A 13,648-nucleotide genomic window follows, 5' to 3' on the forward strand; every position below is an offset into this window, starting at 1 on the left:
GAGAGGATCACGGCAACACCCCAGACGTGGTGCTGCGGGTGTGCGCTCACACCGCGAGCAGGCGCGGATGCTGTCCGGCCTACAGGAAGCGCTCGGGGTCGAAGCTCTCCAGGTCGATGATGCGGACCCGAGGAAGGACGTTGGTGAAGCAGTCCGCATCGTCCTCGATGTCGAACACGTGCAGACCGGGAAGCTCCGCGAAGCCGGCGTTGAGGAACTCCGTGAACCCGACGACCGCGACCTGATGATCACCTCGTAGGAGCTCGTCGACCTGCGGCAGGAAGTCGCCGTCGTGGCTGGCGAGCATCACATTGCCCGGGCGTCGGGCGATAGCCTCCAACGTCCGCTGGATGCCGATGTCCACCACCTTCTGATCCGACGAACCAGCGAGCGGAACGGGGCGGTAGTCCATGCTCAGGAGGGCCCGGACGAAGGGCATCGGCAGACCGCCGCCCGAGGCGTTGAGGAAGAACAGTGCCTTCACCGGTTGCTGCCACGTGTCCCGTGCGAATTCCCGCAGACGCTCCCACCGGGGTCGCTCCGCAGGGGCCGGCCGACGCTCCAGAACACTGTTGCCGAGAGTGGCATCGATGTTCTCCCCGTCCACGATGAGATACGTGACGGGTGCGGTTGTACCGGGCATGGTTGTGCCTCTCGAGTCGAGCAGCGAGCGCGGACCGGTCGAGCCCGAACGTTCGACGTGCCGGAGGAAGCCGGGCTCATGGTCGAGGGTATTGCCTGCCAGCACTGCCGGCAGACAGCACCCGACTCTCATCTGCCGCTCCGGATGGACTGGTGTTCGTCGCCGGCGGTGACGCACGGTGACGTATCGCCAGCTCTCCTGCTTCGGCCTCCAGCGTCGTACCTGCCGATCAACTCGTGGTGCGCGCCGCACGTGTCCCGCGCCCACGAACTGATCCGTCGGCTGCTCCCGCCGGGCGCCGGCCGGTGAGTACGCTCGCGCCTGGTCCGTTCCGACCGACGGGAGACGAGTCATGAGCGACGCCGACGCGCCGTTGTCCGCAACCCCCCGCACCCGGCTGCGCCGGATGAGCCAGAAGGGACGCGGCGACCGCGCCGCCCTCTTCGAGGTGCTGCGGGCCGGTCTCGTCTGCCACCTCGGCGCGCTGGTGGACGGCGCTCCGATGGTGGTGCCGACCGTCTACGGCTTCGACACCACGCACCTCTTCCTGCACGGCTCGGTGGCCAGCCGGAGCCTCACCACCGACGCCGAGGTCTGCGCCACGGTCACGGTCGTCGACGGGCTGGTCCTGGCACGTTCGGTCTTCGAGCACGGGGTCAACTACCGCAGCGCGATGGTCTACGGGACCCCGCGCAGGGTGGTCGACGCCGAGGAGAAGCGGTACGGCCTGCGGTTGCTGACCGAACACGTCGCGCCGGGCCAGTGGGACTACGCCCGCGGGCCGAACGGCAAGGAGCTCGCGGCCACGGTCCTGCTGGCGCTGCCACTGGCCGAGGCGTCGGTCAAGACCCGCAGCGGTCCGCCCGACGACGGCGCCGGCCCGGACGCCGCGCTCGGCCTCTGGGCCGGCGAGCTTCCCCTGGTCGCGACGTGGCAGCAGCCGCTGACCGACCCCGCGCTGCCCGCGACCGTGGCGGTGCCGGCGCACGTGGCCGCCCGCGCCGGGACCCGCGCCGACAGGTCCTGAACGCACCGGCGCGGGCCGGGTCTCACCCCGACCCGGACCGGCTGTGCCGCCGAGCTGGCCGCTGCCGGCCGGCGCCGCTAGCGCAGTTGCCGCGCCAGCTCGGTGAGCGACACCCCGGGCTGGACGGCCGCGCAGGCCGCCACCACCGCCAGCGCCCGGGGCACGCCCTGGCAGTGGGCCACGATCCCGCGTACCGCCTCGGGTTCCGTCGCGAGTCGGTGCGCGCCGAGGCGGGCCCGCAGCAGCTCGTACGCCTCCTCCGGGGCGAGGCGGTCGAGCACGACGGGGTGCGCGACCTCTCCGGCGACCAGCCCGGTGAGCCGGTCCCGGCTGGTCACCAGCACCATGCACCCGGCCGCGCCGGGCAGGAGTGGCCGGACCTGGTCGACGTCCCGCGCGTCGTCGAGCACGATGAGCATCCGCCGCCCGGCGAGCAGGCTGCGGTACAGCCCGACCCGGGCGTCGAGGCCACGCGGGATGCCGCCGGCCGGCCCGGCGAGCGCCTCGATGAGGCAGCCCAGCGCGTCCGAGGGCGACGCCGGTGACCTTTGTGTCCGGTTGCCGCTCAGGTCGATGTGGAGCACCCCGTCGGCGAAGCGGGTCGCGAACCGGTGCGCCCAGTGCAGCGCCAGCGCGGTCTTGCCGATCCCGGCGCGGCCGATGAGGACGCAGACCACCACAGTGGACATCTGCCGGGGGCCATCGTCGAAGAGCCGGTCGAGTTGGGCGAGCTGGGCGACGCGGCCGGTGAAGCCGGGCACGTCCAGCGGCAGTTGCATCGGGCGCGGCCGGGGCGGTGGCGATGACGGGCCGGGCGGGCCGGGCAGGCCGAGCGCGTCGCGGATCAGTCGGACGGTGGCGGGCCGGGGCCGCAGCACCCGCGCCGACTCCAGGTTGCGGATGCTGCGCACGCTCAGCCCCGTCCGGGCCGCCAACTCCTCCTGGGTGAGGTGGGCCCGCTGTCGGGCCGCGACGATCTCATCACTCAGGGTAACCGGGTAGTCGATCACCATGCCATCCCCACTCGCCTGCTCCGTGCGGGTCTGGCCGATTCGTGCCGACGGTACGCCGTAGCCGGGGCCACTGATCCGGGAGTCGGCCGAGATGTTGCCGTTGAACTGCCGGTTGTCTGCCTGTTCGCAGAGCGACCCTACGCCGACAGTGGCAGTGCCGCCATTCGCCGCGGCGAATCAATCGGAGCCGGGGAGGCGGTGTTTCGAGCAGCGGTCCGCCGTGACCCATGGGGGCGTGGTCACGCACCGCGCGCCCGGCGTGCGCCGGGCCGGAGGGCCGGTCCCGGCCCCCGGTGGGGACGCCCGCGCCGCCCTCACCACCGGGCCGCCGACGTGGGCCCCGCCCCGGGCGGTGGCACGCCGTCGACCGGCCGCGCCACGACGCCGGCGGGACGCGCACCCGCCGTCACGCCGACGACCGCCGCCCCGGCGGGCCGTCGGCGCCGCCCCACGGCCCCGCCGCTCAGGTCACCCGCGATCAGGAGGACAACCATGCGGAAGTACGTCAGCGACACCGCGCAGCTCACCGACGAGTACGGCATTCAGATCGGCCGCTGGAAGCAGTACCGCGACCTGGGGCCGCTGCCGTTCGACGCGATGTGGTGCGTGATCCCACCCGGCGCCAGCAGCGCCGAGGACGTGCACCCGGAGGTCGAGTTCGCGGTGGTGACCCGGGGCACCGCCATCTACGAGGCGGCCGGGGAGAAGGTCGAGGTGCCGACCGGCGGGGTGATCCTGCTCGACCCCGAGCGGTCCCATGTGATCCACAACCCCTCCCCGGAGGTCCCGCTGACCATCCTGAGCATGTACTGGATGCCCCGGACCGCCGACGCCGACGCCGAGGGCGACCGGGACGCCGGGGCGGGCCGTGACTGACGCCGCCGCCCCCGCCGGGGTGGTCCTCATGGTGACGCCGCCGCCGACACCGAACGGGCCGCTGCACGTCGGGCACCTCTCCGGCCCGTACGTCGCCGGGGACATCGCGGCCCGCGCGCTGCGCGCCGACGGCCGCCGGGTGCTGACCCAGTGCGGCCTGGACGCCCACCAGAACTATGTGCGGACCCGGGCCGAGACGCGTGGCGAGGCACCCGCGGACACCGCCGCGCACTACGGCGCGCTGGTGGGCGAGGCGCTGCGCGCGGCGCGCATCCGGTACGACGTGATGGTCGACCCGCTGGCCGACGCGGGCTACCGCGACGCCGTGGCCCGGCTGCTCACCGAACTGGTCGAGGCGAAGGTCGTCGAGCTGGCCCCGATGTCGCTGCGCGCCTGCGCCGGCTGTCACCGGATCCTGCACCACGCCCGGGTCGTCGGGGCCTGCCCGCGCTGCGGGGCGGGGGCGGCCGGCGGCACCTGTGAGGGGTGCGGCAGCTTCCTCGCCGCGGCGGACCTGGTCGACGCCCGCTCGACCTGCTGCTCGGCCGCACCGGAGCCGGTGACCCACCAGGTGCCGGTCCTCCGGCTGGAGGAGCACCGGGAGCGGCTGTGCGAGTTCTGGTCCCGGGCGGTCCTGCCGCCCCGGCTGCGCCGGCTGGTCGCGGCGTACCTCGACACGGGGCTGCCGGACGTCGCGCTGGCCTACCCGAGCGACTGGGGCATCGAGTGGGGCGACGGCCTGCGGGTGGACGTCTGGGCCGAGATGGCGCTGGCCAACCTGGTGCTGCCGGCCCGCCACCTGCGTCCGGGGGTGGACACGCTGACCGGTTACCTCGACGCCTGGGGCGACGTCGACGAACAGTGGCTGTTCCTCGGCATCGACAACGCCTTCTACTACGCGGTGCTCATCCCCGCCCTGCACCTGGCCGCCGGGCTGCCCGAGCGGCCGACCGGGCTGGTGGTCAACGAGTTCTACCGGCTCACCGGCGCGAAGTTCTCCACCAGCCGGGGGCACGCCATCTGGGCGCACGAGTTCCTGGCCACCGAGGACCCGGCGGTGGTCCGGGCGTTCGTGAGCTGGGACCGGCCGGACAGCTACGAGTCCGACTTCCTGCCGGCGGCGTACGAGGCGTTCAAGGCCGCCTACACCGCGGCGCTCGACGGCGCCGGCCCGCACCTCGACGCGGTGCTGGCGGACATCGAGCTGACCCGGGGCGAGCGGGCGTTGCGCCCGGACGCCTTCGACCCGGCCGCCGCGGTCCGCGCGGCGCTGGCCGCCGCCGGCAGCCGACCCGAACGGGCGGCCCGGCTGCTGGGCCTCGTCGGCGGCACCCTCCCGGCGGGCGCCGGTGACTGAGCCGCGGGTGCTCGTCGTCGGCGCCGGGCTGGCCGGGGTCCTGCTGGCCCGGCGGTTGCAGGACGCGGGCGCCGAGGCGGTGCTCATCGGCACGGCGCCCGACGGCCCGACCGGCGGGTACCGGGACGCCACCGCGGCGTCGGGCGGGCTGGTCCGGGCCTTCGAGCCGGAGCCGGCCGCCCGCGCCCTGGCCGCCGCCAGCCTCGCCGAGCTGCGGGGCGACCCCGGCCTGGCGGCGGAGGCCGGCTGGCGGCGCACCGGCTCGCTCTACCTGCTCGATCCGGACACCGTCGCCGGGGGCGGCGGCGGGGTCGGGGCCGGCGCCGCCGCGGTCGACGCCGAGGTGCTCACCGCTGCGGAGGTCGCCCGCCGCTTCGGCGTCGACGGGCTGCCCGAGCACGCCGTGGGGGTCTGGGAGCGCCGGGCCGGCCACGTGGTGCCGGACCGGCTGCGGCGGGCCGTGCTGGCCGGGCTGACCCGGACCGAGACCGTGCCGATGGCCCGGCTCGACGGCGACACGGTGGAGTTGCGCGACGGCCGGCGGCTCGCCGGTGACCTCGTGGTCGTGGCCGCCGGGGCGTGGACCCCGGGACTGCTGCGCGCCGCCGGGCTGGCCACCCGCCTGCGCACCAAGCACATCCAGTACGCCCACCACGCCGTGCGTCGCGCCGACCTGCCGTCCTTCGTGGACGAGACCAGTGGCCTCTACGGCCGGCCCGCCGGCCCCGGGCGCCTCCTGCTCGGCCTGCCCAGCTCCCGCTGGGACGTCGACCCGGGCGCCCCCGCGCCCGACGCCGAACTCGCGGCGCGGGTCCGAGCGGTGGCCGCGTCGCGGCTGCCCGGCCTGGACCCGCGACCGGCAGGCCCGCCGGTCAGCGCGGCCGACTGCTACAGCGAGCCCCCCGGTCTCGCGCTGCGGACCGTCTCCGGGACCGTGCACACCTTCACCGGCGGGAGCGGGGGCGCCGCCAAGACCGCCCTGGCCGCCAGCCGACGCGCAGCCAGCGCTCTGCTGGACCACCCATCGTCCGTCGGGGTCCCGACGGGTTAGCCGAAGGCAGAGAGATGACGCAGACATACCACACCGTGGGGATCGGCGCGGGGCCCGCGAACCTGAGCCTCGCGGCGATGTACGACGTGCTCGCGCCGCACGAGATCGCGCTGTTCGAGTCCCGGGACCAGCCGGGCTGGCACGACGGGATGCTGCACAGCGGCGTGCGGATGCAGACCGGCTGGGTCAAGGACCTGGTGTCCCTCTACGACCCGACCCACCCCCTGTCGTTCCTCAACTACCTGGTCACCACCGGGCGGGTCTACGCCCTGCTGGGCGCCGGTTTCGACACGATCCCCCGGATCGAGTACCAGCAGTACCTGAGCTGGGCGGCGGGCCAGTTGCCGAACGTCTTCTACGGCACCCGGATCGACCGGGTCGACTTCGACGGCGCGCTGGTCAGTCGCAGCGGTGACGTGGCTGTCGCCCGCTCCCGGCACCTGGTGCTCGGCACCGGCACCGTGCCGTTCCTGCCGGACTTCCTCGCCGCCCTGGATCCCCGGCACGTCTTCGTCGCCGACGAGTTGCACCACCGCCTGTCGACCGTGGCCGACGAGCCGGACGCGCCGTGGATCGTGATGGGCAGCGGGCAGACCAGCGCGGAGTGCGTGGCGGCGCTGTTGGCCCGCGGGGTCCGGAACATCCGCTGGATCGGCCGGCGGTCGTGGTTCGCGCCGCTGGAGGACTCTCCCTCGGCCAACGACCTGTACCGGCCGGCCTACCAGGAGGCGTTCCTCAACCTCTCCCGTGACGTGCGGGAACGCCTGGTCTCCGGGCAGATCCTCACCAGCGACGGCATCTCCCCCGGCACGTTGCGCGGCATCTACCAGCACAACTACGAGGAGCGGCTTCGGACGGGCCGGTTCCCGGTGACCATCATGCCGAGCCGTACCGTCACCGCGGCCCGGCAGCTCGACGGTGAGATCGAGCTGGAGTGCCTCACCGCCGGCAGCGGCGAGGAGCGGCACCGGGCGGTGCACCTGGTGGTCGCCGCGGGGCGGCAGCAGGCCCCGCTGCCCTTCGACGAGGAGCTGACCGCGCTTGTCGACGTCGACGAGCGGGGTCAGCCCGTCATCGAGTCGGACTACTCGATCCGGTGGAAGCACGCCGACCAACACAAGATCTTCGTGCTGAACCGGGGGCGTTACGTGCAGGGGCTGGTCGACTCCAACCTGAGCATCCTGCCGGTGCGCAGCGCCATGGTGCTCAACTCGATCGCCGGCCGGGTGGTCTGCCCGTTCCGCGACGAGTTCCTCAGCACCCGGTGGGCGTGATCCCGATGGCCTCCTTCGACTACGACGGCCGGGTCTTCGTCGCCGCCGACCAGGCCGGCACCGACCACGGCACGACCGGCGACGCCGGGCCGCTGACCGGGCACTACCACCAGCGCGGCGACCTGGTCTGGGCCGAGATCACCGGCGGCGCGGTGCGGCACGGCTCGCTGGCCGGGACCTGCGACGCCGAGGGGGTGGTGCGCTTCGCCTACCTGGAGGTGCTCACCGACGGCACCATCGTCGTCGGCGAGTGCGTCTCCCGTCCCGAGCGGCTGCCGGACGGGCGGATCCGCCTGCGCGAGCAGTGGCGCCGGCACGGGCCGCGCCGGGACAGCGGCGTGTCGGTCATCGAGGAGGCCGTCCCGGCCCTCCGCGTACAGGAAGAGATCCACCAGCATGTCTGACATTCAGCTCGTCAGCTTCGTCGCCGCGAGCATCCTGATCATCGTCGTGCCCGGGGTGGACTTCGCCCTGGTCACCCGGCAGACCGTGCGGTACGGGCGGCGAGCCGGGTTCGTGGTGCTGGCCGGGCTCTTCGTGGCCGCCCTGGTGCACGCCACGCTCGCCACGGCCGGGCTCTCGGCGCTGCTGGTGTCCTCGCCGCGGCTCTACACCGTGCTGCGCATCGCCGGCGCCCTCTACCTGGTCTACCTGGGGGGCAGCATTCTCTGGGCCACCCGGCCCCGACGCCCCGTGCCGGCCGCGCAGCCGGTCCCGGTGGGCGCCGGCGGGGGCGGCGACACCCCGAGCGCGCCGCCCGAGCCGGCCCCGGCGGCCGACGAGCCGCACGTGGCCCGCCGCTCGTTCGTCATGGGAATCACCAGCCAGCTGCTGAACGTCAAGGTGGTCATCTTCTACGTCTCGTTCGTCCCGCAGTTCGTCACGTCCGGCGACGGCGCGGCGGCCCGCACGGCGGTGCTCGCCGCGACGTTCATCGGTCTCGCGGTGCTCTGGTGGGCGTGCTACATCCTGCTCATCGACAGGTTGCACGCCTGGTTGACCCGCCCGGCGGTGCTCCTGGTCATCGAGCGGCTGACCGGCGTGATCCTGATCGTCCTCGCCGTGCGGATCGCGCTGACCCGGTGAGCACGATGGTGGCCGGCACCCCGCCTCCGGGGTGCCGGCCACCGCCGCCTGCCCCGCCCGGGGAGCGCCTCGGCGCCGGCGGGGTTCCCGCCGCCGTGACCACTGCGGCGCTCCGCCGCCGTGACCACTGCGGCGCCCGGCGTCGGCGACCAACCGCTGTTCCCGGCACCGGCCCAGGGCCTGCGACAAGCGACTGCGCGCCTGCCGGCGTCTGGTGCGGCCACCCCATCCGTTCCGGGACCCGGAGGGGCGCAGCGGCGTCCGCCAGGTCGAGCAGGAGGGGCGGCGGCTCCTCGTGGTGGCCTTCCTCGCGCCGAGTTGCGGCACCCGCCCCGAAACTTTCGGCGCTGTGCCGGTCGGGATGCTGGCCTGCCGTCCGGTGCTCCTGCTGGCAGCGCGGTCATTGACGGATGACCGGGGCACTGAGTAGCCTCAGCGAACGAATCATCAGATGTAAATATCTCGATAATTTTCCGAGGCGACGACATGGCCGCGGCTGACCGTCGGTGAGCCGTCCGTCGGCTTCCGCCCGCGTGCCCGCTGGTGGGAACCCGTCGCCCTGACCCGCCGCGGTCACCCGACCACCGCCGCTCACGATCACCGATGGAGGGCCGTTGAAACGCGTCCGGAGCACCGCAGCCGTCATCGCCACCCTCGCGCTCCTCCTCGCCGGCTGTGGGGGATCAGACGGCACGTCCGACTCGAAGACCTTCGAGTTCTGGTCGTTCGCCAACATCAACCAGAAGGCCGACGTCGACGTCTACACCAAGGCGCACCCGGACGTGCGGGTCAAGCTCACCGAGGTGGGCAGCACGACCGAGACCGCGCAGGCGCTGACCGCCGCGCTGGCCGGTGGCAAGGTGCCCGACCTGGTGCTGATCCAGGCCGACGACCTGCCGAAGTTCATGCAGTCGCCGGACAACTTCGTCGACCTCACCACGCTGGGCGCGGGCGACATCAAGGGCAACTACCTCGACTGGGTGATGGCGCAGTCGACGACCGAGGACGGCAAGATCATCGGTGTGCCGACCGACGTCGGCGGCCTGGCGGTCGCCTACCGGACCGACCTGTTCAAGGCGGCCGGCCTGCCCACCGACCGGGACGAGGTCGCCAAGCTCTGGCCGACGTGGGACAAGTTCATCGACGTCGGCAGGAAGTACGTCCAGCAGACCGGGAAGCCGTTCGTGGACAACACGCCGACAAGCGTCTTCTTCCAGGCGGTCAACCAGGGCAGCCAGCGCTACTACAGCGCCGACCGCAAGCTGGACTACGACAACGATCAGGTCAAGTCGGCGTTCGACGTGACGCTGAAGGCATTCGGCGCGGGCATCTCCGCCAAGCAGGGGTCGTTCTCGTCCGGCTGGACCGCGGCCATGAAGAAGGGCGACTACGCGGTGGTGTGCTCACCGTCCTGGATGCTCAGCCAGATGAAGACGAACGCCCCCGAGACGAACGGCAAGTGGGACATCGCCACCATTCCCGGCGGCTCGGGGAACTGGGGCGGCAGCTTCCTCGCCATTCCCAAGCGCGCCAAGAACGCGAAGGCGGCGTGGAACTACATCGCCGAGATGCAGTCGCCGAAGGGGCAACTGGACCACTTCCTGATGCAGGGGTCGCTGCCCACCACGCCGTCGGTCTACACGGACCCGCAACTGGTCGGCAAGACCGACCCGTTCTTCAGCAACGCGCCGATCGGCAAGATCTACACCCAGTCGGTGGTGGGGATCAAGCCCTTCTACTTCGGTCCGCAGGACGGCCCCGTCGGCACCGAGTTCCTCAACACGCTCACCAGCGTGGAGCAGGGCAAGGTGGCCCCGGCCGATGCCTGGAACACCGCGCTGAAGAACGTCAAGAACGCCGTACGCGAATGACGGAGGGCTGACGCGCGGCGGCCGGGCTCCGTCCGGCCGCCGCCCATCGGGAAGGTGACGCCTTGACCACCATGCTCACCCCGGCCACGGCCGCACCGGACCTCCGGCGGCCCCGTCGCACGCGGCGGATCCGGCAGGGCGTACGGGAGTCCCTGGCGCCGTACGCGTACATCTCGCCGTTCTTCGTGCTCTTTCTGATCTTCGGTCTCTTCCCGTTGCTGTTCACCTTCTACATCTCCCTGTTCGACTGGGACCCGATCGGTGAGCACCGTTTCGTCGGGTTGGACAACTTCTCCGAACTCCTGCACGACCCGCGCTTCTGGGGGGCGCTGCGGAACACGTTCAGCATCTGGGTGCTGTCGACGGTGCCGCAGTTGCTCCTGGCGCTCGGCCTGGCCCACCTGCTCAACCACGCGCGGCTGCGGCTGGCCGCGTTGTTCCGGATGTCGGTGCTCGTTCCCTACGTCACCTCGGTGGCGGCCACGACAATCGTCTTCGCCCAGATGTTCGACCGCGACTACGGCATGATCAACTGGTTCCTCGGCTTGTTGGGCTTCGACCACATCGACTTCACGGCGTCGCTGTGGGGCAGCCACATCATGATCGCCACGATGATCGCCTGGCGTTGGACCGGATACAACACGCTGCTGTACCTCGCCGCGCTCCAGGCGGTGCCCCGGGAACTGTACGAGGCCGCCGCCGCCGACGGTGCGAACGGCTGGAAACAGTTCCTGCACATCAGCATCCCCTCGCTACGGCCGATCATCGCGTTCACCGTCGTGACGTCGACCATCGGCGGGTTGCAGGTCTTCACCGAGCCGCTGCTGGCCAACCCGGTCGGCGGACTCACGTGCGGAGCGGCACGGCAGTGCCAGACCGTCACCCTCTACCTCTACGAGCAGTCCTTCGGGCAGTTCCACTTCGGCTACGGCGCGGCGGTCGGCGTCGCGCTCTTCGTCATCGTGGTGGCCTTCTCCGGACTCAACTACCTACTGGCCACCCGCATCCGCTCGGAGCGCCCATGAAGCCCGTACCTCCGACCGCCGCGCCCGGGCGGGCCAGGCGACGCTCGGCCAACCGCGTCCCGCTCCCGGTGTACGCGCTGCTCACCCTCACCGCGCTCGGCAGCGTCTTTCCGCTCTACTGGATGTTCGTGGTGGCGACGACGGACTCCGCCACCGCGACGACCCTGCCCCCGACGATCACGCCCGGCGGCAACTTCCTGCACCTGGCGGAGCTGGTCCTCACCATCGTGCCGTTCGTGCAGTCCCTGCTCAACAGTCTGATCGTCGCCGGCACGATCGCCGTGGGCCAGGCGCTGCTCTGCGCGTTGGCCGGCTTCGCCTTCGCCAAGCTGTCCTTTCCCGGCCGCAACACGCTGTTCCTCATCGTCGTGCTGACCATGACGGTGCCGGCGCAGTTGGCCGTGGTGCCGCAGTACCTGATTATCTCCCAGCTCAACTGGGTCGACAGTCTTCAGGCGGTGATCGTTCCCGGGTTGGTCAGCGCGTTCGGCATCTTCTGGATGCGCCAGCACATCGGCAGCACCATCGACGACGAGCTGATGCAGGCGGCGCGGGTGGACGGCGCGACCACCTGGCAGATCTTCTGGCGGATCGCCTTCCCGCTGGTCCGCCCGGCGGCGTACGTGCTGGGGCTGTTCACGTTCGTCTACGCGTGGAACGACTTCCTGTGGCCGTTCATCGTCCTGAAGTCGCCGGAGAACTACACCGTCCAGATCGCCATCAAGGCACTGCAACAGAACCGGGACATCGATCTGGGCCTGGCCATGTCCGGCTCCTTCCTGGCCACCCTCCCGCTGCTGGTGCTGTTCGTCTTCGTCGGACGACGCCTGGTGCAGGGCATCATGGAAGGCGCGTTCAAGGGGTGAGCGGGCCGGTCCCGTCACCCGGTCGGCCGGTAGTCGAACCAGTCGAACCCGGCGGTTCCCTCGGTGACGTACATGCCGACGACCCGCCCGGTGAAGCCGGAGGCGACCTCGGTGGACAGGTAGCGTCCGTCCAGCTCCGCCAGGCACGCCCAGCCGGCTCCGGTCTCGACCTCGAACCTGATCGTGTCACTGCCGGCGGCCACGACGCCCACGTGGCCCGCCCGCGCGAGATCGTCGGACGAGGTGACCGTCGGCGGCAGCACGTCGGTGCTCCGGATGCTCACTGCCACGGTCACCGCTCCCGCCGGCACCTGACACTCCCCGAACACCTGACGGAACGGCCCGACCCGGCCGACGACCCGAGCCCGGCCCCGCGCGAGCTCCAGGTCGTAGTGGTGGGCCTCGTCGATCCTGATCGTCAGGCCGCAGCGGCTCGCGCCGGGATCGACGCGGACGCTGACCCGGCAGTCGTGGTGCTGCTGGCGACGGCCGACGACGGTGGCGCCGCTCCGGTCGAGGCTGTCGCCGGTCGCGTGCAGGGTCAGCCAGCCGGGCCGGTCGGTCAACGACCACGCCGAGGCGGGCCGGTCCCGGGGAGAGATCCACTGTGGTCCTAGCCGCTCGTCATCGAAGTCGTCCCGGTCGTGCCATCCGCTCGTCCCCGCCGAGCCGGTCCCGGACCGGACGGGGTCGACCACCGGCCACCCGTCGACCCAGCGCACCGGCGCCAGGAACGTCTCCCGCCCGAGCACGTGGTAGGGCGGCCAGTGCCCCTTGGCCCGGATGCCCAGCAGGACCATCCACCAACTGCCGTCGGCGGCCTCGACCAGGTCGGCATGCCCGGTCGCCTGCACCGGCCGGTCGGTGCCGCGATGCGTCAGGATCGGATTGGCCGGCCCGGGCTGGAACGGCCCGCGCGGCGAGCGCGCGCGGGCGACGCTCACCGCGTGGCCGGTGTGGGTACCACCCTCCGAGACGAGCAGGTACCACCAGTCGCCGACCCGGTACAGGTGCGGCGCCTCCGGGTACTGGCCACCCGTGCCCGACCACATCGGCACCGGCCCCTCGAAGACCTCTCCGGTGTCCGGGTCGATCCGGTACGACTCGACGCCCGACACCGTCAGCCAGCAGGTGCCGTCGTCCTCCCAGGCCAGCGACGGGTCCACGTGCGGCAGGTCCAGGTAGACCGGATCCGACCACGGGCCGGCGGGATCGGTCGCTGTGACGATCAGGTGCCGACCGAGCGTGACGTTCGTCGTGACCACCCAGAACCGGTCGTCGTGGTGGCGGATCGTCGGCGCGTAGATGCCCCGCGAGGCCAGCGTGTCGGGAGGCAGCCGAAGCTGGTCGGCGCGGTCGAGCACGTTGCCGATCTGGCGCCAACTCAACAGGTCCCGACTGTGGAAGATCGGCACACCGGGCGAGTACTCGAAGCTCGAACACACCAGGTAGTAGTCGTCGCCGGCGCGGCAGATGCTCGGATCGGGCCAGAAACCCGGGAGGATCGGGTTGCGGTCGCTGAGGGACTCACCGGATGCGGACACGGCATGAGTGTCGAT

At 72.1% G+C, this 13,648-nt stretch carries 13 protein-coding genes; 10 read left to right on the forward strand and 3 right to left on the reverse strand.

Annotated features, from left to right (window positions below; translation table 11 throughout):
- Positions 1 to 79: 79 nt before the first annotated feature.
- Positions 80 to 748: an NYN domain-containing protein gene (locus tag ACIA6B_RS02900; protein ID WP_396770331.1), complete on the reverse strand. Its 669-nt coding sequence runs from the start codon at positions 746 to 748 to the stop codon at positions 80 to 82.
- 247 nt (positions 749 to 995) lie between these two features.
- Here ACIA6B_RS02900 and ACIA6B_RS02905 point away from each other — a divergent pair, with 247 nt between their 5' ends.
- Positions 996 to 1,670, forward strand: a complete 675-nt coding sequence (locus tag ACIA6B_RS02905) for a pyridoxamine 5'-phosphate oxidase family protein (RefSeq protein ID WP_396770333.1) — start codon at positions 996 to 998, stop codon at positions 1,668 to 1,670.
- Positions 1,671 to 1,747: 77 nt separating this feature from the next.
- Here the strand turns inward: ACIA6B_RS02905 and ACIA6B_RS02910 are convergent, their stop codons facing one another.
- Positions 1,748 to 2,683, reverse strand: a complete 936-nt coding sequence (locus ACIA6B_RS02910; RefSeq protein WP_396770335.1) for an NB-ARC domain-containing protein — start codon at positions 2,681 to 2,683, stop codon at positions 1,748 to 1,750.
- 492 nt (positions 2,684 to 3,175) lie between these two features.
- Here ACIA6B_RS02910 and ACIA6B_RS02915 point away from each other — a divergent pair, with 492 nt between their 5' ends.
- The 9 genes from ACIA6B_RS02915 (at position 3,176) to ACIA6B_RS02955 (ending at position 12,089) form a co-directional block, all read left to right on the forward strand.
- Entirely contained in the window at positions 3,176 to 3,559 is a 384-nt protein-coding gene (locus ACIA6B_RS02915; RefSeq protein ID WP_396770337.1) for a cupin domain-containing protein, read from the forward strand.
- Entirely contained in the window at positions 3,552 to 4,916 is a 1,365-nt protein-coding gene (locus ACIA6B_RS02920; protein ID WP_396770339.1) for a class I tRNA ligase family protein, read from the forward strand. Before ACIA6B_RS02915 ends, ACIA6B_RS02920 begins: the two co-directional genes overlap by 8 nt.
- Positions 4,909 to 5,967 (forward strand): NAD(P)/FAD-dependent oxidoreductase, encoded by a 1,059-nt coding sequence (locus ACIA6B_RS02925; RefSeq protein ID WP_396770341.1) that lies wholly within the window; start codon positions 4,909 to 4,911, stop codon positions 5,965 to 5,967. The genes ACIA6B_RS02920 and ACIA6B_RS02925 overlap by 8 nt, the downstream gene beginning before the upstream one ends.
- Positions 5,968 to 5,981: 14 nt before the next feature.
- Complete coding sequence (locus tag ACIA6B_RS02930; RefSeq protein WP_396770343.1) at positions 5,982 to 7,241, forward strand: lysine N(6)-hydroxylase/L-ornithine N(5)-oxygenase family protein; 1,260 nt, start codon at positions 5,982 to 5,984, stop codon at positions 7,239 to 7,241.
- 5 nt (positions 7,242 to 7,246) lie between these two features.
- Complete coding sequence (locus tag ACIA6B_RS02935) at positions 7,247 to 7,645, forward strand: hypothetical protein (RefSeq protein ID WP_396771203.1); 399 nt, start codon at positions 7,247 to 7,249, stop codon at positions 7,643 to 7,645.
- Complete coding sequence (locus ACIA6B_RS02940; RefSeq protein WP_396770345.1) at positions 7,638 to 8,327, forward strand: LysE family translocator; 690 nt, start codon at positions 7,638 to 7,640, stop codon at positions 8,325 to 8,327. Before ACIA6B_RS02935 ends, ACIA6B_RS02940 begins: the two co-directional genes overlap by 8 nt.
- Before the next feature lie 614 nt (positions 8,328 to 8,941).
- The gene (locus ACIA6B_RS02945; protein WP_396770347.1) at positions 8,942 to 10,198 is read left to right on the forward strand and encodes an ABC transporter substrate-binding protein; all 1,257 of its coding nucleotides are present in this window, start codon (positions 8,942 to 8,944) and stop codon (positions 10,196 to 10,198) included.
- A 71-nt stretch (positions 10,199 to 10,269) separates the two neighbouring features.
- Entirely contained in the window at positions 10,270 to 11,223 is a 954-nt protein-coding gene (locus ACIA6B_RS02950) for a carbohydrate ABC transporter permease (protein WP_396771205.1), read from the forward strand.
- On the forward strand, positions 11,220 to 12,089 hold the full coding sequence (locus tag ACIA6B_RS02955; RefSeq protein WP_396770349.1) for a carbohydrate ABC transporter permease: 870 nt from the start codon (positions 11,220 to 11,222) through the stop codon (positions 12,087 to 12,089). The genes ACIA6B_RS02950 and ACIA6B_RS02955 overlap by 4 nt, the downstream gene beginning before the upstream one ends.
- A gap of 14 nt (positions 12,090 to 12,103) precedes the next feature.
- On the opposite strand, the gene ACIA6B_RS02960 is transcribed toward ACIA6B_RS02955, so the two are convergent.
- Positions 12,104 to 13,633 carry a glycoside hydrolase family 43 protein gene (locus ACIA6B_RS02960; RefSeq protein ID WP_396770351.1) on the reverse strand — a complete coding sequence of 510 codons (1,530 nt, stop codon included), beginning with the start codon at positions 13,631 to 13,633 and terminating at the stop codon, positions 12,104 to 12,106.
- Between the last annotated feature and the right edge of the window lie 15 nt (positions 13,634 to 13,648).

The sequence above is a fragment of the Micromonospora sp. NPDC051141 genome (assembly GCF_044455765.1).
Lineage (GTDB): Bacteria > Actinomycetota > Actinomycetes > Mycobacteriales > Micromonosporaceae > Micromonospora.

Bases quoted from the DNA above. Each gene is read 5' to 3' on its own strand.
- ACIA6B_RS02935 (WP_396771203.1), top strand. From the start codon at position 7,247: ATGGCCTCCTTCGACTACGACGGCCGGGTCTTCGTCGCCGCCGACCAG.
- ACIA6B_RS02905 (WP_396770333.1), top strand. From the start codon at position 996: ATGAGCGACGCCGACGCGCCGTTGTCCGCAACCCCCCGCACCCGGCTG.
- ACIA6B_RS02955 (WP_396770349.1), top strand. From the start codon at position 11,220: ATGAAGCCCGTACCTCCGACCGCCGCGCCCGGGCGGGCCAGGCGACGC.
- ACIA6B_RS02910 (WP_396770335.1), bottom strand. From the start codon at position 2,683: ATGGTGATCGACTACCCGGTTACCCTGAGTGATGAGATCGTCGCGGCC.
- ACIA6B_RS02940 (WP_396770345.1), top strand. From the start codon at position 7,638: ATGTCTGACATTCAGCTCGTCAGCTTCGTCGCCGCGAGCATCCTGATC.
- ACIA6B_RS02930 (WP_396770343.1), top strand. From the start codon at position 5,982: ATGACGCAGACATACCACACCGTGGGGATCGGCGCGGGGCCCGCGAAC.
- ACIA6B_RS02950 (WP_396771205.1), top strand. From the start codon at position 10,270: ATGCTCACCCCGGCCACGGCCGCACCGGACCTCCGGCGGCCCCGTCGC.
- ACIA6B_RS02915 (WP_396770337.1), top strand. From the start codon at position 3,176: ATGCGGAAGTACGTCAGCGACACCGCGCAGCTCACCGACGAGTACGGC.